Genomic DNA, 19,496 nt, shown 5'->3' with positions numbered 1-19,496 from the left:
TGTGCGCAATGCCGCGGATCGTTGGCGCAAAACCGCGCATGCTCTCGGGCAGCATGGTGTCGTCTGAATAAATCTGTATGCCCCGGAACATAATGCTGTCGAAAATATCTCCCGGCGTGCTTGTTTCGCCAAGCTGTAGCTGTCCTTTCAAAAACTGTATATCGCGGCTCAGCGTCGTACTGACGGACGAAAAATCATGCTCTTTATTACTTTTAGTGGCGGTACTGTAATTACGTAGCCGCCACGGCCCCAGATTCAGACCGCTCTGTAGGTTCAGATAAAGCTGATCCTGCGTCTTTCCCTGATTTACCCAATTGCGCGAGCCATTGGCACTGTAGTTGAGCAGCAGCGCCGGGATGCCCTGATCCCAACGGGAAGGGTCAACCGTGCCGCGTGCACGAATGTTAAGCGCTGACTGAGGAATGGATATATCCAGCCTTTGCTTGTCAAAATTCAGGCGAGCGCTGGCATCAGGTATAAAGGCGCCAGGGTTGGTTATAATCGTTCCTTCCGGCAGTGCCGCCAGCTTCGGAAAAAGCTGGGTCCGTACACCAAGCATATCAAGCATGCCGCGGTTTAGCTCAGGCGCCAGCCCCACACCATTCAGGGCTACAAAAGAAATATTCTCCGTCCGAACATATTCATTGTTAAGCCAGATTTCTACCCTGTAGGTACCGGGCAACTGCTCGCCATGTTCAAAACGGCTTAGATCAATGCTTTTTGCCGATGTGTGCGTCTTTTCCAGCGCGTCAGACATAAAATATAATTCACCTGCCTTTGCAGGAAACAGACCGGAAATTAACAGGGCAATAGCAGACAGCCGGATAACTTTAAAATATTTCATTTCCGGTTTAATTAATTTTCGGCAATTAAAGTCAGTCTTCACTTTGCTTTCCTGCTCGGATGACATGGCTGAATCTATTTCTTAATTACGGCAATCTCTGACGCGCTTCTTCAGTAACGCCGCCGAAATCATTTATCGCTTTCCAGGTAACATCCCGTCCCGCAGCGGTGATATGTGCCGTACCGAACGGTGCTACCATCGGCGGGTGTTCAATAGCCTGACTGCCCACTTTTAAAGAAAACAACGACACGTAATAGGGGGTTGGATTAGAGATAACAATCCGATCTCCGCTACGCTCATAGTGCAGGTTTTTCCAGGCGTCATTTACCCTGTCGGTTGCTAATTTTGCCGGCCGATAGAAAAGCTTCATGCGCGTCTTGACGGCTAAAAGCAGCCTATTACGATTCGATTTTTCCATAGATGGAATCGACTTTACGTTAAGCCAAAAGAGGGATTCACGATCTTGGGGCAGCATCTGTTCCCCGGTGTAAACAATACGAAGGGTATTTTCATGCTCTCCGTCCAGACGAAACAGCGGTGGTGTGACAATAAAAGGTACTTTAGCAGGTGAATTTTCTTCCAGTTCAATCCATGACTGAATGAGATAAGGAATCGAGTTTTTACTGTTTTTTACCGATATTGACGCTTCGTTTTCTTCACCATTGTAAATCAGCCGTGTACCGCCAACGGTAATGCCAGCATTGACTGAAAGCGTGAATAAGCAAGCAGTGAGTAAAAGAATAGCATGAAGGAGACGGCTCATATTACAACTCCATGATCCCATCGGGAAACAGGCGGGCGTGCAGCGGGCACGCCCGAAGGTCTTACTGGTAGGTGATAGTAAAATCTGATGAGGCATTAGCCGTACCGGCTGTAACCGTAGCCTCGGTTGCCTTGTATTTAGCAACAAATTCCATCTGATTACTGTTTGAAGCCGTGGTATCAAGGGTCAGGCTTTTAGACGGCGTGCCGAGAGGGATAGGCGTAACGCCATCTTTTTCATACAGCGCGACGCCTACTCCTTTGGCCGTCTGACCTGAACTAAGCGCAAGAACGCTGGTATCATTAGCATCAGCTGTGCCATCAAATTTAACTGATGCGGTTTTAACCGCCGTCGGGCAATTATCAAGCACGATAGTAAAGCGAGTTGCTGCCGCTACATCGCCTTTTGCGCTGAATGAGCTCTTGGGAATTTGTCCGAGGTCAACTGTCTGGGTAGCAGTACCTGTGTTAACCGTGCACGCCGAATCCAGAATAGTTCCGGTAAAATTAATCTTCCCATCGGCAGCTTGAGCCGCAAAGGAAATACCGGTGACGACAGTAGCTGCCAGCACATTGCGAACAAGACGGGGCATTTTATTTTGCATAGCTATATATCCTGATGATTGAACAAATATCTGCTGCGGACGTTATCCATAGCAGGACTGGCGGTTTAATACCGCCTTATAAAAATATGCAACAAGATCAAAAGGAGCACTTCTGACCAAAAACACATTAATAGATAATGTTGCTACTTATAATTTACATAAAATCTCTTCTGGAACCCCTCCAGAAGACAGCATTAAAATGAGTTGCTTTAACTCCAGGCTGCTACCTAAAAAAAGACGGCTCTTTACATACTGTAATCTATTGGTATCAGACCTGTTTTTACGCAAATAAATTTTATTTGTTGGGTCGTAAATGTTTACCAGAAAATCAAAGTAATCTTCTGATAAAGTATCTTTCAATTTTTGATGCAATACATTAACTAAACTACAGGATGATTCTGCCAGGGCGAGTTTTGCTGCACGGCTGCAAATCTTCTTTAGTTCTTTGATTGTCGTTATTAGCCCAAATGCTTTAAGGAAGCTATTTGCGGCAATGTTTTCTGGTACAATAAAATGGGTCTGCCTGGATAATCCCCTCGCAGCCAGGCGCGAGTGAAGCCAGCGAATATTCTCTCCCGTTTCATGAACCGTATCGATGATTATATAGGGTTTATCAAAAACCGTCGCGCAAACTAAAAATGCCAGACGATTATCAAAGAAGAAAATTTGTCTATTTTCAGGGGATAGCGCCATTACCGCCTGTCGCATTGCAAAATTTCTGGTAAAAACAAGTACAGCTGTCACTGCTTCTGTCCTTTCGAGCTAATCTCATTTTTAATAAATGATTGTTTTTTGACAACATATACACGTTCCAGAGCATCCTGTTCTATTTTATATGCTTTGCCGTCCAGCCTTGAGAAGGGATATCTTTCAAAGCCAACGCTGTTAAATGCAAGCTGAATCTTCTTTATCATCGACAGTAAATATGATTTTGAACAGCGTAATCCATTATCATAAAATACATGAATGATAATATCTTCATCATACACAACACCCGTGTCCATTTCAGACAGCAAATATTCGAAGAGCCTGGCTTTAGTGGCTCCAAACCTTTTGATACGTCCATTTTTGATGTTAATTAACGTTCTGGTAGAAAGCCTGTACTCCAGATTTTGAAAAATATTATATCCATATAGAATAACGTCTGAGAAAAAGGGCACGGCCACTCCTTAGAGGTCTATCCATCTCATATCCATGACACTTTTTTTCATATCTTTACAATGAATTATTGTTCACCAGGTACGAGAAAATAGTATTTCATTAAAAAAAAGGTGGCAATGAGACAGGTTTGTCAAAATAAAATACCAAAATGATAGTTATCAAAACATTTATAACTTTAAATGCTAATCTGAGGGTGATAAAAATCTATATGATAATAAAATGTTGCTTTAATTTTTTCTGTTTTAACAATATTTAAACGTCAGAATATTTATCTGATTAAAGTTAATTTGTGGATTTATATAAAAAATAATCAAAAAATATTATAATTTTCAATGAGTTGTAATTATCGGTTGAAGGTGTTAAGCCATATCCTAACCAGGTGGATTTAGGAATAGTCAGAACGGCGCGTTAAATCTGCTTAAAACATTGGCAACATAAATTAATCTAAATTAACAAATGGTAACCCTGAACAATATCTTGCAACATAGTGTTTGAAATAATCTATTAAAATCATTGGGTTACCTGAAGATGCGCGAGATCACTATCTCCCCATATCGGTAACCATCTAAAAAATTACCTGGATCAACATCCAGGCCTGAACATATATAAAGGAAAAATGACCATTCCTGTGCCACAGCTGTCTGGCGTAGGCAACTCTATAGACGACATTGTAAACATTTCACGGGCTGATATCATTACGTCAGGGTATTAATAATATTTTAATAATCATCTTTAATTAAATGATGATTGAATACGCGCGCGTAGAGTGAATAGGTGATGAGTTAATCGCTTTGCATTCCGTATGGGTTCCCGTTGTATTTCCGCCTCTTGTAAAAGTTATCCGTGCGCTGCTTTACACAAAACAGTACATTGCATTCAACAGAGTTTTAGTTACTCTCACAAAAATAATTGGGGGAGCGTAGTTATGTATCGGCGAGAACGGGGCGGTTGTTGAATTTAACAAGGTTAACAGTGCATTTTTCGCCATTTCACCCGTCGGTATGCCGCTGTACGCTCCTGCTTCAGCTAAGCGGAATTCTCCCATGCTTTTCGCCATGTTGACGGCCGGAACCCAGACGGTCTTAAGATTTTCTGAGCATTACTGCGCTTTAAGGCATAGGCCGGATGGTCATAAACTTGTCCACCCTGGATTTTTGAAAAATGTGTAACACGGTTTCCCTGTGGGGTGTTGTTACTGTAGTTGTTTTTTCTACAGCCTTAATGATTTAAATATGTGATGAAATCAATTCACTTTTTGCGCTATTTTGTGTGTGGCTATTGCTATAGAGTGAAGTCTCAGGAGGATCTCATGGAGCCAAAACTCGAATTTTCTTTCAGTGTTGATATTATTGTCGATCGGCCGATCATCGTTTCTAACTCTCCTGTCACAGGAAAGCGTCAGTTAATACCTATTTTGAGTGGAAAAGTTTACGGGGGACTAACAGGTGAAGTTCTGCCTGGTGGTATTGACAGTCAGATCATTGAGCCTAATGGAGTATGCCGACTCTCTGCAAGATATGCTTTAAAGGTCTCAGAAGGGACAATTTATATTGAAAATAACGGCATACGCAAAGTGCCAGCAGAGTTTACACATTTACTTTTTACTGAGGACATGAGTTTTTTCAATCAAATTTTACCCTCTGACATTTATTTTAAAACTGTGCCTGTTTTTGAGGTCGATTCGCCTGAACTTGAATGGCTGAGGACATCAATTTTTATCTGTTCTGCAAGCCGTACATCTGATGGTGTTAAGCTAGATTTTTATCGTGTGAACTGATTTTCAGTCTCGTATATTTTTGACAGCACCGCACCGTAACCTTTAAAGCAGTGATGGGACTAAGGATTGGCAGGCTTTCCGTGGGATAACCCTGCCCGCCCGGAAGCTTACATATTACCTAATAGTATTCCGGCCTCCCATCACCCGCCTCAGTGCGCCGTGATATAAGGCTCTCGTACAAACTCCGCCAGCAGCCAGACCATATCATGCAACAGCCCGGTGAGTTCTTTCGCCACGCTCGCAGGCAGCGTCCCGCCCATCACCGCAAGCGTTAACGCCACGGCATAATCCACCTGTAGCGCTGTTTCTTGCCAGCATTCCGGCACGCAGGAGGGGATCTTTTCCCCCGCAATCAGTCTTTCAACCAGATGCGGCGGAAGTGCCGAGTCACAACATTCCCGCAGCCGCTTCAGCGTAGTCAGTAGTCGCTTACAGAGCGTGGCAAACGTCACCGCGTCGTCCGTTTCCAGCAACACGCTTACGTACGCCGCGCAGGCATCAGCCAGTTGAAAAAGATCCGCAGAGTCGGGAAGTTGCAGGTGGAGAAGGTGATGAACAGCGCTTTCTTCAGCGTGGGCGTACGAAAATCCATGGGTAGTAGCCATTTAGCATCCTCTTGGTCCAAAAATGTTTAGTCATGCTAACGGGTTCCTATGCCCGGCTGCGGATGTGCCGCAACGCAGGCACTTTAAAACTGCGAAGAAGGGATGAAAAGGGATAACCCTGAATTACATAAGGTTGCTTGCAGGTTTGCGAGGCGGCTTCCAGAACGGCATTGCCGGGTGGCGGCTACGCCTGACCCGGCCTACAAAAAAAACCACCCGCGACACGAACCGTAGGCCCGCTTACCCTTCGCTCATCATCGCCAGAAACCGCTTCACCGTCCGCGAACGCTCAAAGCGCCGCCAGCAGAGCGCGATATCGGTATAAAGCTCTGGCGAGCGCAGTGCATGGTAGGTGACATTCGGCGGCGAAATAGCGGCCATGGATTTCGGCACCAGCGCGAACCCGCCGCCGGCGGAGACCATGCTCAGGGAAGAGGAAAGTTGTGAAGATTGCAGCATGTGCTGCATATCGATTCCGGCGCGCTCGCAGCTGCCGTAAACGCGGTCGTACAGCCCCGGTGCGACCTCCTGCGGGAACAGCACCACCGGCGTATCCCGAAGTTCCTCCAGCGCCAGATCGCCGCACGTCGCCAGGGGATGATCGCGATGCAGCGCCACCACCATTGGCTCCCGGTCGAGGATTTTTAATTCGAACACCTTGCTGCTCTCGCACGGCAGGCGCACAAAGGCGATATCCAGCTCCCCCTCCGCCAGCATCGTGGTCAGCGAGGACATGTTGGCTTCCACCTGGTGAACCTGCACTGCCATGTTCTGCACCTGAAACTGGCGGATCAGGGCGAAGATTTTGGGATGGAAAGCGTCGGAGCTGGTGATGCCAATCGACAGATTGCCGTTCAGCCCGCGCGCGATGCCCCGGGCTTTCTCCAGCGCGGCGTCGCTCAGCGCCAGGATTTTACAGGCGTCCTCATAGAAGGCCTCTCCCGCCTCGGTCAGCTCCACGCCCCGCGTCAGGCGCCTGAACAGCGGCGTGCCCACTTCCTCCTCAAGCCGTTTGATCTGCTGGCTCAGAGGAGGTTGTGAAATACCCAGCGCGTTGGCCGCCCTGGTGAAGTGTCGCTCGCGTGCTACCGCGACAAAATAGCGCAGATAACGAAGTTCCATATCAAAAACGTCTCAAACCAGCATGGATTCTATATTGGAACTCTCTGCTGAATCGGGTCAACATTTATTTAACCTTTATAAATAAAGTTGAAGAGGACGAGCATGATGATGCATTCATCTGCATGCGACTGTGAGGCGAGTTTATGCGAGACCCTGCGCGGGTTCTCGGCTCAACATCCTGACAGCGTGATCTATCAGACATCGCTAATGAGCGCCCTGCTAAGCGGCGTCTACGAAGGGGAGACCACCATCGCTGACCTGCTGGCACACGGCGATTTTGGTCTCGGCACCTTTAACGAGCTGGACGGCGAAATGATTGCCTTCAGCAGCCAGGTATACCAGCTGCGCGCCGACGGCAGCGCCCGCGCCGCGAAGCCGGAGCAGAAAACGCCGTTCGCGGTAATGACCTGGTTCCAGCCCCAGTACCGCAAAACTTTCGACGGGCCGGTCAGCCGTCAGCAGATCCACGACGTGATCGACCAGCAGATCCCCTCCGATAACCTGTTCTGCGCGCTGCGCATCGACGGCAACTTCCGCCATGCCCACACCCGCACCGTTCCGCGCCAGACGCCGCCGTATCGGGCGATGACCGACGTGCTGGACGACCAGCCGGTGTTCCGCTTTAACCAGCGCGAGGGCGTGCTGGTGGGGTTCCGTACCCCGCAGCATATGCAGGGGATAAACGTGGCGGGCTATCACGAACACTTCATCACCGACGATCGACAGGGCGGCGGCCATCTGCTCGATTACCAGCTGGAAAGCGGCGTGCTCACCTTCGGTGAAATTCACAAGCTGATGATAGACCTGCCCGCCGACAGCGCGTTTTTACAGGCCAACCTGCACCCCAGCAACCTTGATGCGGCTATCCGCGCCGTTGAAAACTAACAGGAGTACTACCGTGAACAGTGAGAAACAGTCACGTCAGTGGGCGCACGGCGCCGATATGGTTGTCGGCCAGCTGGAAGCGCAGGGCGTGAAGCAGGTGTTCGGGATCCCGGGCGCAAAAATCGACAAGGTTTTTGACTCCCTGCTGGACTCCTCCATCGAGATCATTCCCGTACGCCACGAGGCCAACGCGGCATTTATGGCGGCGGCAGTGGGGCGTCTGACCGGCAAAGCCGGGGTGGCACTGGTGACCTCCGGACCGGGCTGTTCAAACCTGATCACCGGTATTGCCACCGCCAACAGCGAAGGCGACCCGGTGGTAGCGCTGGGCGGGGCGGTGAAGCGGGCGGATAAAGCCAAGCTGGTGCATCAGAGCATGGACACTGTCGCAATGTTCAGCCCGGTGACGAAATACGCCGTGGAAGTGAACTCCCCGGACGCGATTGCCGAGGTGGTGTCCAACGCGTTTCGCGCCGCCGAGCACGGCAGACCGGGCGGGGCGTTTGTCAGCCTGCCGCAGGATATTGTCGACCAGCCCACCACGGGGGCGATTTTGCCCGCCAGCGGTCCTGCGCTGATGGGCCCGGCACCGGAGTCAGCGATTAACGACGTGGCGAAGCTTATCGAAAAGGCCAAAAACCCGGTCATCTTACTCGGCCTGATGGCCAGCCAGCCCGCCAACAGCGCCGCGCTGCGCAAGCTGCTGGAGAAAAGCCGCATTCCGGTCACCAGCACCTATCAGGCCGCCGGGGCGGTCAATCAGGAGCACTTCACCCGCTTCGCCGGACGCGTCGGCCTGTTTAACAACCAGGCGGGCGACCGGCTGCTGCATCTGGCGGATCTGATTATCTGCATCGGCTACAGCCCGGTGGAATACGAGCCGTCCATGTGGAACAGCGGCGACGCCACGCTGGTGCACATTGACGTGCTGCCCGCCTATGAGGAGCGCAAGTATGTTCCCGATCTGGAGCTGGTGGGGGATATCGCCGCCACGCTGAACCTGCTCGCCAGCCGCATTGAGCACAAGCTTGAACTGAGCCAGCGCGCCTCGGAAATTCTGGTCGATCGCCAGCATCAGCGGGACCTCCTCGACCGTCGCGGCGCATCGCTTAACCAGTTTGCCCTGCATCCGCTGCGCATCGTGCGCGCCATGCAGGACATCGTGAACAACGACGTGACGCTTACCGTCGATATGGGCAGCTTCCACATCTGGATCGCCCGCTACCTCTACAGCTTCCGCGCGCGTCAGGTGATGATCTCCAACGGTCAGCAGACCATGGGCGTGGCGCTCCCGTGGGCGATTGGCGCGTGGCTGGTCAATCCGGGGCGCAAGGTGGTGTCGGTCTCCGGGGACGGCGGCTTTTTGCAGTCGAGCATGGAGCTGGAAACCGCCGTACGCCTCAACGCCAACGTGCTGCACATCATCTGGGTGGATAACGCCTACAACATGGTTGCCATTCAGGAAGAGAAAAAATACCAGCGTCTTTCCGGCGTGGAGTTCGGCCCGGTCGATTTCAAAGCCTATGCCGACGCGTTCGGCGCAAAAGGTTTTGCCGTCGAGAGTGCCGACGCGCTCGAACCGACGCTGCGTGCCGCAATGGATGTCGATGGCCCGGCAGTGGTGGCCATTCCCGTCGACTACAGCGATAACCCGCTGCTGATGGGCCAGCTCCATCTCAGCCAGATTTTGTGAATCAACATAAGGACAGAGAAATGCAAAAAGTGGCTCTCGTAACCGGCTCCGGCCAGGGGATTGGCAAAGCGATCGCGCTTCGTCTGGTGAAGGATGGTTTTGCCGTCGCTATCGCCGATTACAACGAAGCGACGGCGAAAGCGGTTGCCGATGACATCATCCGCAGCGGCGGGAAGGCCGTCGCCGTGAAGGTCGACGTCTCTGACCGCGACCAGGTGTTTGCGGCCGTGGAGAAAGCCCGCACCGAGCTGGGTGGCTTCAACGTCATCGTCAATAACGCCGGGGTGGCGCCGTCCACGCCGATCGAATCCATCACACCGGAGATTGTCGACAAAGTCTACAACATCAACGTGAAAGGGGTGATCTGGGGCATTCAGGCCGCGATTGACGCGTTCCGCAAAGAGGGACACGGCGGCAAAATCATCAACGCCTGCTCCCAGGCGGGGCATACCGGCAACCCGGAGCTGGCCGTCTACAGTTCCAGTAAATTTGCGGTGCGCGGCTTAACCCAGACCGCCGCACGGGATCTTGCTCCGCTGGGGATCACCGTTAACGCCTACTGCCCGGGCATCGTTAAAACGCCGATGTGGGCGGAGATCGACCGTCAGGTCTCCGAGGCGGCGGGTAAACCGCTCGGCTACGGGACCGAGACCTTTGCCAAACGCATCACACTTGGCCGTTTGTCCGAGCCGGAAGACGTGGCCGCGTGCGTCTCTTACCTTGCGGGGCCAGACTCTGACTATATGACCGGCCAGTCTCTGCTCATCGATGGTGGGATGGTGTTCAACTAAATTCTAATAAGCTCTGACATGAAGTTTCCCCTGCTCCCGTGCAGGGGCTTTTTTTTGTCTCCTTCGCCATTGTGGATTACACTGCGCGCTGCAAAACTTCAGTCTTGAGATCTGACAGGCGGTAACAGCGATGAACGGTACAATCACAACGTGGTTTAAAGATAAAGGCTTTGGATTTATCAAAGATGAAAACGGCGACAACCGCTATTTTCATGTGATTAAGGTCGCCAACCCTGATCTGATTAAAAAAGATGCGGCGGTGACCTTCGAGCCAACCACCAACACCAAAGGCCTTTCCGCGTATGCGGTGAAGGTGATCCCGGAGAGCAAGCATCTCTATATCGCGGGCGAGCGCGTGAAGCTCACCTCGATCAAATCCTTCGTGGTATTCAGCGAGGAAGAGCCCGTTGAGACCAAAATCGACAAAGAGAACGCGGTGCTGTCGGTGGGGCTGCTGATGAACAGTATCAAACCAAAATCCGACAAGAAGCCGGGCGAAATGCGCACGGTGAAGAAGCTGGCGATCACCACTTTCCAGAACACGACGATGATCTTTACCGAAGATGAAATCGACATCGACGCGACGGTTAAGCTGCTGAAGTAATTTCGTGCCGGGTAGCGGCTCTCCCATACCCGGCCTGCATTTCCTCTCTTTTCGTCCGCTTTTTAACCTGCTATAACAAACTCCTTACCTTTCAGGGAGTCATCGCCGTGCCCGAAATCAATCAATATGGTCAAACCGTTAACGATATCGTCCCGGACTGGAAATGCGCCAGGGTCTTAACCCGCACCCCGCTCACCGGTCAGTATTGTCGTCTGGAGCCGCTGGACGCCGATCGCCACTCGGCTGATTTATATGAGGCCTACGCGCTGGGTGATGACAGCGACTGGACGTGGCTTGCCAGCACCCAGCCTGAAAGCGTGGAAGCCACCGCCCACTGGGTGCTCGGCAAGGTGATGGATGACGATCTGGTCCCGTTTGCGGTAATCGATTTACGCACTGAAAAAGCGGTAGGGCTGGTGAGCTACATGGCGATAGAGCGGTTCCAGGGCTCGGTGGAGATCGGCCATGTCACCTGGTCGCGGAAGATGAAAGGCACCCGCATTGGCACCGAAGCGGTGTGGCTGCTGCTAAAAAATGCCTTTGAGCACAAGTACCGTCGGCTGGAGTGGAAATGCGATTCGATGAACACCGCCTCACGCAGCGCGGCGGAGCGGCTGGGGTTCGTCTGGGAAGGACGTCTGCGCCAGAGGCTGGTGCGTAAGGGGCGTAATCGCGACAGCGACATGCTCTCTATTATTGACGGCGAATGGCCGCAGAGGGACGCGGCGCTGCGCGCATGGCTGGCAGCAGAGAATTTTGACGCGCAAGGGCATCAGATTAAGCGGCTTGAGGCATTTCGCTAGAACGGTATCGTGGGCAGAGCGCAATGCGGCTGCTCTGCCCACGAACGTTATTTCTCGATCATCTGCATAATTTGGTCGCGATTGATAGCATGTTCATTGCCCGCAACGTCCTCATAGGTAATTAACCCGTTGTCATCATCGACTTCCGGCTTTCCGTGGGTAATAATCATTTCGCCATTTTTCTTTTGTAATACGTAGTCGCTGGAGCACCCTGTAACCGTCAGGGTCATCAGTGCCAGACTCAATACTGCTGCTAAATTTTTCATCTTAATGCCTGTAATTAAAAAGACCACCAGGGCCGAATAAGATTACTGACATTCACCTCATAAAAAAGGGAGATATCAGTAACACTGTATATATCAAAACCATAAACAGGAGCGTCACAATAACAACGCGACGTTCAAGGGGCGTAACGGCCGCTTTAGATCTTTCATCTGGTTTCGTTGACATGATTTTCTCTCATTTAGCCTGCGAGCGTTAGACTAAGCCGTGACCACGCCAGTAATAGCGTGCCAGTGACAAATAAACAGCAAAAAAGCAGTTCAGGATGATATACCTGCGTAATGACAACGTTATTTATTTTTCCCGAGCGCCAGGTTAAGCGTAAGGCGTCATGAATAGACCTCACGCTATTTAATAAAATATAAAGCGTTTATGATAATTCGCAGCAGTAAACCGACTGAACCCTTTCACCCACGTTTACGCAGCACGTCCGTGTGCTTACAGAATAAAGGTTCCTTCAATCATCAGGCACGCTTTGCCTGAGAGCTCGACGCGTCCGTTGTTCTTAACATGGCAAATCAGTTCGCCTTTACGGCTCCCGCCCTGTTGCGCGCGCAACGTCTTCTTCGACAGTTTTTCGCTCCACAACGGTGCCAGAAAGGTGTGGGCAGAACCCGTCACCGGATCTTCATTTACTCCCACCTGCGGGCCGAACCAGCGGGAGCGAAAATCGAAGGTGCGTGAGGCGGCAGTAACCACCACGCCGCGCGTGTTAAACCTTTCCAGCGCGGAAAAATCAGGCTTCAGCGCATCCAGCCTGTCTTCATCATCAATGACGACGATGAGATCGGACGCCTGCCAGGTTTCTCCGGCGTTTTCCTCCAGCCCTAGCGCCTCAAACAACCCTTCCGGAGCGGTAATGCGGGACGGGAGCGCCTGTGGGAAATCCAGCGTGTATTGCTCACCCTCCGAGGTGACGGTCAGCTCGCCGCTGCGGGTGAAAAAACGCACGCTTTCAGAGGCGTGGTCACGGCTTAAGAGAACGCTCGCAGCGGCAAGCGTCGCATGGCCGCAAAGATCCACTTCCACCGCAGGAGTGAACCAGCGAAGCGCGAAGCCGTCGTCCTGCTTAACCACAAACGCGGTCTCGGAAAGATTGTTTTCCGTAGCGATACGCTGGAGAACATGCGCGTCCGGCCAGGTGTCCAGCAGGCAGACGGCCGCGGGATTGCCCGTAAACGGACCGTCAGAGAAGGCGTCAACCTGGTAAAACGGAATGCGCCGGGGACTGTTATTTTTCACCCATCACCTCAAGATCGTTATAAACCGTATAGCGCGTCACGCCCAGGGCCTGCGCCGCGTGCTGGACGCCTCCCCGCATTTTGAAAATGCCTTTAGCATGCATTTCAGCGACTATTTTAAGCCGCTGCGCTTTCTGAACCTTTTTGCCCGGGACCGAATGTTTATCGATGATTTCCTGGATTGACTGCTCGATGATGCCGCCCAGGTTCATATCCTGCGGGTCTGAATCGGCAAGCGGGCTGCCCGTTATCGCGTCCAGGCACTTGCGCATTTGCTCGTAAGGAGAGGTATCGATATTGATGCAAAAGGCCATCAACGGTACGCCTTCCTCGCTGTAGTAAATTGTCGAGGCGCTGCTCAGGATCCGTCCGGACGCCGTGACGGTTTTATAATTTTTTACCGTGACCGGGGTGCTGTTTTTGCTGTTTTTAAGCAGCAGTGCAAATCCTTTGTCTTTTTCAGGACCGGACAAAAGATTGTCACCCACTTGTCTGCCGCTGACGTGCCCGTTGATGATTTTTACCACGGACTGATCTGGCATGGTGAGGTTGTGCAAGACTATCTCATGGTTCGCCGACAACGTACCTGCAAGCGCTTCCATTGCCGCTTCCAGCGGCCCGGAAATCAGTTTAATCTGTTTGGCGTAATCTGATTTCATCGTTGTTCCTTTGTGTTTGGCATGGTCAGATGTCGTGCTTAAAACCTCACTGAGCTTAAAGTATATCGATAATGTTTAATTATCAACAAAAAGTTGATAAAAGCGTCGCGTGCGCGTAGATTTACTGCCGTACCGGGCGGTTAAAGAGACCGTAACCAACTAATGCTTAAAGGATAAAATGAAATTTCTGACTGTGATTGTGGCTGTTACGCTGCTGACGGCATGCCAGCTGGTACGCCCCTTTGGCAATGCGACCACCTATAAACCTTTTACCGTATCAGCGCATCCCGGACTGGATGGACGATATCACTGTATGCGAAGCGCGCTTGAGGCCGAAGGCTATGAGGTGGAATACATCTTCCCCGAGCGGGATACGCCTAACTTTTTTGATATCTCCAGGGGGAACCGGCTGATTGCCCAGGTTGATATGACTCATACCACAGGGGCAAACTTTCTGGATATTACGCTTATATCGGGGTCAAAGCAGGCTAATGAAGAGCTTGGCCGGGCAATTGCACCCTGTGTAAGCAGATGAGCATCCATTAAATAAAAAAGCCTCTGGTGAAAGAGGCTCAGGGGATCGTATTCTCAGCGGTTTTGAAGGGCGTGGCGCGTTTTGCCGTGAGGGCAAGACTTAAAAATGCAGCGGGTTGTGGTCGTACAATACGGATTTTCAGGTTCTCTGTCCCCCGGACAGCTGGACATATTGTGCATTACCCGCCAGAGCGTTGGGCTGTATTTATCGATCTGAATAATGTTCACCGAACGTAGTTTCCCGGAAATAACAAAGCCTTTGTTACTAACCTTAATGTTATCTCCCGGCTTGATAAGATAGTCGCCATTATACCAGAGCAGATATTTATGATTATGTTGTGTAACTATTTTAGTGAAAAACGTTCCAGTGATAGGGCTGACAATCGTCCCTAACGAAATCCATAATTTTGTTGTTTCCACTTATTTACCTTTTTAACAAATAATATACTCTTTGAAAGCAGTTTAGCTACCTCCGTAAAGAGTACATAATAGATATTGCCTATCCATCGGATTATCGCCGATATGCATCGAATAAATCTTCTGTCAAATATATCGTCAATAATTTACATTAATAAAACGTTACGTTGAAATTTTCACAAAATTTCTTCACGGTGTTGATGCCGGGCGAAGCATATAGGGGGAGTCTGATTAATGCGCATCCCAGAGGGAGAGCACTTCCTCGACATCTCTCACCCCATCGCGAAAAAAATTAACATGACGCTTTTCGATATAAAGAATTTCAAGCGTTAACACCAGAAAGAGAAACACAACGAAGCGGATTAAAAGATTTTTGATCATAAATTGTACCGGACGACGTGATACCTGACGGGATATAGCTGCCGCTCAGTGCCCTGTTGAATTCGAAAACAGATTTATCACCAGAACGCCGGCAATAATAAGGCCTATTCCTGTCAGGGCCGCCATATCCAGCTTTTGACCATAAATAATCCATCCAGCCAGGCTAATCAGTACGATCCCGGCTCCTGACCACACCGCATAGATAATTCCCGTTGGGATTGTCCTCATGGGGATGGTTAATGACCAGAACGCAATAATGTAAAACATCACCGTGATGAGGGAGGGCCACAACCGGGTGAAGCTGTCGGATAGTTTTAATGCCGTCGTCGCAATGACTTCAGATATTATTGATAATAAAAGAAAAAGATAGTTATTCATTTAGATGCCTGTTTTTTAATACACCGGTTTCCCTGGTGGGGGGGAAATATTATCAACAATAAGTTGTAAATTAAACTCAACGTTTAATTCGTGTGAGCCAGCGCACCTTCTCTGGCCTGAGGACGGCAGCCGGAGAATGGCTGAGGGGAGCAATCAGAGGACGTTCACTCGATTGATTGTTATTTGACCTAATTTGTCATTATGTAAAAAACGTAATAATAAGTAATGGATATTGTCACGCAGCGGGATAATAGGGATAGTGCGCTTCACAGGAAAAACCACATAAGGAAAATGGTTTATGAAAACGTTCGTTTCTCTTACCGTACTTCTCGGCGTTGCCTCAACGTCTGCTTTTGCCGCGACCGCGCCTGACTGCGTAAAAGCGGATAATCAGCAAATTGAAGCGCTTTTTGATAAATGGAATGCCTCACTCCAGACGGGAGATGCCCACAAGGTCGCGGAGAATTACCTGAGCGATGCGGTTTTGCTGCCGACCATATCCAATCAGGTCCGGCTGACCGATCAGGAGCGCGTGGATTACTTCCAGGATTTTCTGAAGAAGAAGCCGTTCGGGAAAATTGATAGCCGCACCATTCGTCTCGGCTGCAATAAAGCGATTGATACAGGGACCTACACGTTCACCTTTGCCGATAAAACGTCCGTGACCGCACGTTATACCTTCACCTACGCGTGGGATGGAAAAGCGTGGAAAATTTCATCGCACCACTCTTCAGCAATGCCAGAAGGGTAAATTCTGTCCCCCTCGCCCTGGCGGGAGAGGGGGAATGTCTTATCGGCGAACCGGCGCGCCGTTCGCCACGTAATACGCCGCCGTGCTCTTCGCCAGCGGCTCGCGCCCGCGAATGGCATCAGCAATTTTCTCACCGATCATAATCGTGGTGGCGTTCAGGTTGCCGGTAATAATCTGCGGCATGATCGACGCATCCACCACGCGTAATCCTTCCAGCCCGTGAACGCGGCCTTCACCGTCAACCACCGCCATCTCGTCGTAGCCCATTTTGCAAGTGCCGCACGGATGGAAGGCGGTTTCAGCATGGTTACGCACGAACTCATCCAGCTGTTCGTCGGTCTGGCATTCGACGCCCGGGCTGATTTCACGACCGCGGTATTTGTCCAGCGCCGGCTGGTGCATGATCTCGCGGGTGATGCGGATCGCGTCGCGGAACTCCTGCCAGTCCTGCTCGTGGGACATATAGTTAAACAGGATCGCCGGATGCTGGTGCGGATCGCGAGATGTAATGCGCACGTGCCCACGACTCGGGGAGCGCATGGAGCCGACGTGGCACTGGAAGCCGTGTTCCTTCACCGCGTTTGAGCCGTTGTAGTTAATCGCTACCGGCAGGAAGTGGTACTGAATGTTCGGCCACGCAAACTCCTCGCGGCTGCGGATAAACCCGCCCGCTTCGAAGTGGTTGCTCGCACCTACGCCGGTGCCGCCAAACAGCCACTCCGCCCCAATCTTCGGCTGGTTCCACCATTGCAGGGCAGGGTAGAGGGAAACCGGCTCTTTACATTCATACTGGAGGTACATCTCCAGGTGATCCTGCAAGTTTTCCCCCACGCCGGGTAAATCATGCACCAGCGGGATATCGAACTGCTTCAGCAATTCAGGATTGCCCACGCCGGAACGCTGGAGGATCTGCGGTGACGCAATGGCGCCTGCGCACAGGAGGACTTCTTTATTCGCCGTCGCTTTTGACGGAATGGTGCTTTCGCCTTCCAGCCACTCAACGCCCGCCGCGCGTTTGCCGTCAAAAATAATGTGATCGGTCATGGCGTGGGTGCGGATGGTCAGGTTAGGACGTGGTTTTGCCTGGTCCAGATAGCCGCGCGCGGTGCTGGCGCGTCGGCCCTGCGGCGTAACCGTGCGGTCCATCGGGCCAAAGCCTTCCTGCTGGTAGCCGTTGAGATCGTCGGTGCGCGGATAACCCGCCTGCACGCCTGCTTCCACCATTGCTTCAAACAGCGGGTTTACGCCTGGCTTAGAGGTGGTGACGCTCACCGGACCGTCGCCGCCGTGGTAATCGTTCGGCCCCACGTCGCGGGTCTCTGCCTTGCGGTAGTAGGGCAGACAGTTGAGGTAGCTCCAGTGCTCCAGACCTGGTTCTTTCGCCCAGTTGTCCAGATCCATCGCGTTGCCGCGCACGTAGCACATGCCGTTGATCAGCGACGAGCCGCCCAGCCCTTTTCCGCGTCCGCACTCCATGCGGCGGTTGTTCATGAAAGGCTCTGGCTCGGTTTCATACGCCCAGTTGTAGCGCTTGCCCTGGAGCGGGAAGGCCAGCGCGGCGGGCATCTGGGTACGGAAATCAAAGCGGTAGTCCGGCCCGCCCGCCTCAAGCAGCAGGACGGTGGTGTTCGGATCTTCAGTCAGTCGTGTAGCCAGTACGTTGCCGGCAGAGCCGGCCCCGATAATGATATAGTCAAATTGCAAATAAACCTCCCGGTTAAAATATGGACTGGAATTTACCCATCTCAACCTGGATGGACTTCACCTGGGTGTAGCTCTGAAGCGTCATCACGCCGTTCTCGCGGCCAATGCCGGAGTGCTTGTAGCCGCCAACCGGCATCTCCGCAGCGGATTCACCCCAGGTGTTGATCCAGCAGATGCCCGCTTCAAGCTGATGAATGGCGCCGTGCGCGCGGTTCAGATCGGCAGTGACGATGCCCGCCGCCAGACCGTAGTCGGTGTCGTTGGCGCGGCGAATCGCTTCTTCATCGCTTTCATAAGTGAGGATGGACATCACCGGGCCGAAGATCTCTTCGCGCACGATGGTCATCTCGTCGGTGCAGTCGGTGAACACGGTTGGGGCTACCCACGCGCCGTTATCAAATCCGTCGCCCTTCAGCACGTCACCGCCGCACAGCACGCGCGCGCCTTCTTCTTTGCCTTTGGCGATGTAGCGCATCACGCTGTCGCGGTGCGGGAAGCTGACCATCGGGCCAAAGTTGGTGCTTTCATCGAACAGATCGCCTGCGCGGATGCGGCCCACGCGCTCAACGATTTTCTGCTCAAACGCGGCCTTATATTTTGCAGGCACGAACACGCGGGTGCCGTTGGTGCACACCTGTCCGGAACTGAAAAAGTTGGCCATCATGGCGATGTCTGCGGCGAGATCCAGATCCGCATCGTCAAACACTATCAGCGGGGATTTGCCGCCCAGCTCCATCGTCACCTCCTTCAGGGACGAGGCTGCGGCGTTAGCCATCACCTTTTTGCCGCTGGCGACGCCGCCGGTGAAGGAGACTTTGGCAATGCCCGGATGCTCGGTCAGGTACTGGCCGGTTTCCGCGCCCACGCCCGGCAGGACATTAAACACGCCGTCCGGCAGACCCGCCTCGGTGTAGATTTCTGCCAGTTTCAGGGCGGTGAGCGGGGTGACCTCGCTCGGCTTGAAGATCATCGCGTTGCCCGCCGCCAGTGCCGGGGCGGATTTCCACAGGGCGATCTGGATCGGGTAGTTCCACGCGCCGATGCCCGCCACCACGCCCAGCGGCTCGCGGCGCGTGTAGACGAATGAGGTGTCGCGCAGCGGGATCTGGCTGCCTTCCAGCGCCGGGATCAGCCCCGCGTAGTACTCCAGCACGTCCGCGCCGGTGACGATGTCGACGGTCGAGGTTTCAGAAAACGCCTTACCGGTGTCGAGGGTCTCCAGCTTCGCCAGCGCGTCGTTGCGCTCACGCAGGATATCGACGGCGCGACGCAGGATGCGCGAGCGCTCCATGGCGGTCATCGCCGCCCAGATTTTTTGCCCGCGCTTTGCGCTCTCTACGGCGCGGTCCACGTCTTCGCGCCCGGCGGCCTGCACGCTCGCCAGGACTTCACCGTTGGCCGGGTTGATGGTCTCGAAGGTGCGACCGCTGGTGGCGGATGTATAACCACCATTGATATAAAGCTGCTGTTCTGCCATTCGGGACATGCTTCCTCCTC

At 52.2% G+C, this 19,496-nt stretch carries 22 protein-coding genes; 8 read left to right on the top strand and 14 right to left on the bottom strand.

Features of this window, described 5'->3' with window-relative positions; translation table 11 throughout:
• From A3466_RS03745 to A3466_RS03725, 5 genes are all read right to left on the bottom strand, one after another.
• On the bottom strand, nt 1-886 hold an 886-nt coding region (locus A3466_RS03745; RefSeq protein ID WP_245167724.1), incomplete at its 3' end, for a FimD/PapC N-terminal domain-containing protein.
• A gap of 43 nt (nt 887-929) precedes the next feature.
• Complete coding sequence (locus tag A3466_RS03740) at nt 930-1,607, bottom strand: fimbrial biogenesis chaperone (protein WP_063449444.1); 678 nt, start codon at nt 1,605-1,607, stop codon at nt 930-932.
• A gap of 61 nt (nt 1,608-1,668) precedes the next feature.
• The gene (locus tag A3466_RS03735; RefSeq protein ID WP_074160905.1) at nt 1,669-2,211 is read right to left on the bottom strand and encodes a fimbrial protein; all 543 of its coding nucleotides are present in this window, start codon (nt 2,209-2,211) and stop codon (nt 1,669-1,671) included.
• A gap of 147 nt (nt 2,212-2,358) precedes the next feature.
• Entirely contained in the window at nt 2,359-2,955 is a 597-nt protein-coding gene (locus A3466_RS03730) for a hypothetical protein (RefSeq protein WP_082830908.1), read from the bottom strand.
• Nucleotides 2,952-3,371, bottom strand: coding sequence for a hypothetical protein (locus A3466_RS03725; RefSeq protein WP_063449442.1), 420 nt, complete (start codon nt 3,369-3,371; stop codon nt 2,952-2,954). The genes A3466_RS03730 and A3466_RS03725 overlap by 4 nt, the downstream gene beginning before the upstream one ends.
• Before the next feature lie 1,310 nt (nt 3,372-4,681).
• Between A3466_RS03725 and A3466_RS03720 the strand changes: the two genes are divergently transcribed.
• Nucleotides 4,682-5,149: a DUF3237 domain-containing protein gene (locus A3466_RS03720; protein ID WP_063449441.1), complete on the top strand. Its 468-nt coding sequence runs from the start codon at nt 4,682-4,684 to the stop codon at nt 5,147-5,149.
• A 149-nt stretch (nt 5,150-5,298) separates the two neighbouring features.
• Here the strand turns inward: A3466_RS03720 and A3466_RS03715 are convergent, their stop codons facing one another.
• Together A3466_RS03715 and A3466_RS03710 are read right to left on the bottom strand one after the other, a co-directional pair.
• Complete coding sequence (locus A3466_RS03715) at nt 5,299-5,754, bottom strand: hypothetical protein (RefSeq protein ID WP_063449440.1); 456 nt, start codon at nt 5,752-5,754, stop codon at nt 5,299-5,301.
• 240 nt (nt 5,755-5,994) lie between these two features.
• A complete protein-coding gene (locus tag A3466_RS03710; protein WP_063449439.1) occupies nt 5,995-6,876 on the bottom strand; it encodes a LysR family transcriptional regulator in 882 nt (293 codons plus the stop codon).
• A gap of 105 nt (nt 6,877-6,981) precedes the next feature.
• On the opposite strand from A3466_RS03710, the gene budA reads away from it, so the two are divergent.
• The 5 genes from budA (at nt 6,982) to A3466_RS03685 (ending at nt 11,652) form a co-directional block, all read left to right on the top strand.
• On the top strand, nt 6,982-7,761 hold the full coding sequence (budA, locus tag A3466_RS03705; protein WP_028012263.1) for an acetolactate decarboxylase: 780 nt from the start codon (nt 6,982-6,984) through the stop codon (nt 7,759-7,761).
• Nucleotides 7,762-7,774: 13 nt separating this feature from the next.
• Nucleotides 7,775-9,454, top strand: a complete 1,680-nt coding sequence (gene alsS, locus A3466_RS03700) for an acetolactate synthase AlsS (protein ID WP_028012264.1) — start codon at nt 7,775-7,777, stop codon at nt 9,452-9,454.
• Between the two features lie 20 nt (nt 9,455-9,474).
• Nucleotides 9,475-10,245: a (S)-acetoin forming diacetyl reductase gene (locus A3466_RS03695; RefSeq protein WP_063449438.1), complete on the top strand. Its 771-nt coding sequence runs from the start codon at nt 9,475-9,477 to the stop codon at nt 10,243-10,245.
• Between the two features lie 130 nt (nt 10,246-10,375).
• Nucleotides 10,376-10,849, top strand: coding sequence for a cold-shock protein (locus A3466_RS03690; protein WP_045260739.1), 474 nt, complete (start codon nt 10,376-10,378; stop codon nt 10,847-10,849).
• Nucleotides 10,850-10,956: 107 nt separating this feature from the next.
• Nucleotides 10,957-11,652, top strand: a complete 696-nt coding sequence (locus tag A3466_RS03685; protein WP_063449437.1) for a GNAT family N-acetyltransferase — start codon at nt 10,957-10,959, stop codon at nt 11,650-11,652.
• Nucleotides 11,653-11,699: 47 nt separating this feature from the next.
• Here A3466_RS03685 and A3466_RS03680 read toward each other — a convergent pair whose 3' ends face one another.
• The 3 genes from A3466_RS03680 to A3466_RS03670 all read right to left on the bottom strand — a co-directional run bounded on the left by A3466_RS03680 (nt 11,700) and on the right by A3466_RS03670 (nt 13,834).
• The gene (locus tag A3466_RS03680) at nt 11,700-11,918 is read right to left on the bottom strand and encodes a YgdI/YgdR family lipoprotein (protein WP_063449436.1); all 219 of its coding nucleotides are present in this window, start codon (nt 11,916-11,918) and stop codon (nt 11,700-11,702) included.
• Between the two features lie 454 nt (nt 11,919-12,372).
• Nucleotides 12,373-13,176: a PhzF family phenazine biosynthesis protein gene (locus A3466_RS03675; RefSeq protein WP_063449435.1), complete on the bottom strand. Its 804-nt coding sequence runs from the start codon at nt 13,174-13,176 to the stop codon at nt 12,373-12,375.
• Nucleotides 13,166-13,834, bottom strand: coding sequence for a helix-turn-helix transcriptional regulator (locus A3466_RS03670; protein WP_063449434.1), 669 nt, complete (start codon nt 13,832-13,834; stop codon nt 13,166-13,168). The genes A3466_RS03675 and A3466_RS03670 overlap by 11 nt, the downstream gene beginning before the upstream one ends.
• Nucleotides 13,835-14,012: 178 nt before the next feature.
• Here A3466_RS03670 and A3466_RS03665 point away from each other — a divergent pair, with 178 nt between their 5' ends.
• Nucleotides 14,013-14,369: a hypothetical protein gene (locus A3466_RS03665; RefSeq protein ID WP_063449433.1), complete on the top strand. Its 357-nt coding sequence runs from the start codon at nt 14,013-14,015 to the stop codon at nt 14,367-14,369.
• Nucleotides 14,370-14,422: 53 nt separating this feature from the next.
• On the opposite strand, the gene A3466_RS23285 is transcribed toward A3466_RS03665, so the two are convergent.
• Both A3466_RS23285 and A3466_RS03660 read right to left on the bottom strand, forming a co-directional pair.
• Nucleotides 14,423-14,788, bottom strand: a complete 366-nt coding sequence (locus tag A3466_RS23285) for a hypothetical protein (protein WP_131797697.1) — start codon at nt 14,786-14,788, stop codon at nt 14,423-14,425.
• Nucleotides 14,789-15,211: 423 nt separating this feature from the next.
• Nucleotides 15,212-15,544 (bottom strand): SMR family transporter, encoded by a 333-nt coding sequence (locus tag A3466_RS03660; RefSeq protein WP_063449432.1) that lies wholly within the window; start codon nt 15,542-15,544, stop codon nt 15,212-15,214.
• A 298-nt stretch (nt 15,545-15,842) separates the two neighbouring features.
• Here A3466_RS03660 and A3466_RS03655 point away from each other — a divergent pair, with 298 nt between their 5' ends.
• A complete protein-coding gene (locus tag A3466_RS03655) occupies nt 15,843-16,295 on the top strand; it encodes an SgcJ/EcaC family oxidoreductase (protein WP_063449431.1) in 453 nt (150 codons plus the stop codon).
• Nucleotides 16,296-16,334: 39 nt separating this feature from the next.
• On the opposite strand, the gene betA is transcribed toward A3466_RS03655, so the two are convergent.
• Both betA and betB read right to left on the bottom strand, forming a co-directional pair.
• The gene (gene betA / locus A3466_RS03650; protein ID WP_063449430.1) at nt 16,335-17,999 is read right to left on the bottom strand and encodes a choline dehydrogenase; all 1,665 of its coding nucleotides are present in this window, start codon (nt 17,997-17,999) and stop codon (nt 16,335-16,337) included.
• A gap of 13 nt (nt 18,000-18,012) precedes the next feature.
• Entirely contained in the window at nt 18,013-19,485 is a 1,473-nt protein-coding gene (gene betB, locus A3466_RS03645; RefSeq protein ID WP_063449429.1) for a betaine-aldehyde dehydrogenase, read from the bottom strand.
• Nucleotides 19,486-19,496: the final 11 nt, after the last annotated feature.

The organism is Enterobacter genomosp. S (genome assembly GCF_001631805.1).
Classification (GTDB): domain Bacteria; phylum Pseudomonadota; class Gammaproteobacteria; order Enterobacterales; family Enterobacteriaceae; genus Enterobacter; species Enterobacter quasihormaechei.
Note: the sequence above shows the minus strand (reverse complement) of the source record. Positions and strands in the feature narration are given on the sequence as shown.

Bases quoted from the DNA above. Each gene is read 5' to 3' on its own strand.
- A3466_RS03740 (WP_063449444.1), bottom strand. From the start codon at position 1,607: ATGAGCCGTCTCCTTCATGCTATTCTTTTACTCACTGCTTGCTTATTC.
- A3466_RS03735 (WP_074160905.1), bottom strand. From the start codon at position 2,211: ATGCAAAATAAAATGCCCCGTCTTGTTCGCAATGTGCTGGCAGCTACT.
- A3466_RS03720 (WP_063449441.1), top strand. From the start codon at position 4,682: ATGGAGCCAAAACTCGAATTTTCTTTCAGTGTTGATATTATTGTCGAT.
- A3466_RS03715 (WP_063449440.1), bottom strand. From the start codon at position 5,754: ATGGCTACTACCCATGGATTTTCGTACGCCCACGCTGAAGAAAGCGCT.
- A3466_RS03710 (WP_063449439.1), bottom strand. From the start codon at position 6,876: ATGGAACTTCGTTATCTGCGCTATTTTGTCGCGGTAGCACGCGAGCGA.
- budA (WP_028012263.1), top strand. From the start codon at position 6,982: ATGATGCATTCATCTGCATGCGACTGTGAGGCGAGTTTATGCGAGACC.
- A3466_RS03695 (WP_063449438.1), top strand. From the start codon at position 9,475: ATGCAAAAAGTGGCTCTCGTAACCGGCTCCGGCCAGGGGATTGGCAAA.
- A3466_RS03690 (WP_045260739.1), top strand. From the start codon at position 10,376: ATGAACGGTACAATCACAACGTGGTTTAAAGATAAAGGCTTTGGATTT.
- A3466_RS03680 (WP_063449436.1), bottom strand. From the start codon at position 11,918: ATGAAAAATTTAGCAGCAGTATTGAGTCTGGCACTGATGACCCTGACG.
- A3466_RS03670 (WP_063449434.1), bottom strand. From the start codon at position 13,834: ATGAAATCAGATTACGCCAAACAGATTAAACTGATTTCCGGGCCGCTG.
- A3466_RS03665 (WP_063449433.1), top strand. From the start codon at position 14,013: ATGAAATTTCTGACTGTGATTGTGGCTGTTACGCTGCTGACGGCATGC.
- A3466_RS03660 (WP_063449432.1), bottom strand. From the start codon at position 15,544: ATGAATAACTATCTTTTTCTTTTATTATCAATAATATCTGAAGTCATT.
- A3466_RS03655 (WP_063449431.1), top strand. From the start codon at position 15,843: ATGAAAACGTTCGTTTCTCTTACCGTACTTCTCGGCGTTGCCTCAACG.
- betB (WP_063449429.1), bottom strand. From the start codon at position 19,485: ATGTCCCGAATGGCAGAACAGCAGCTTTATATCAATGGTGGTTATACA.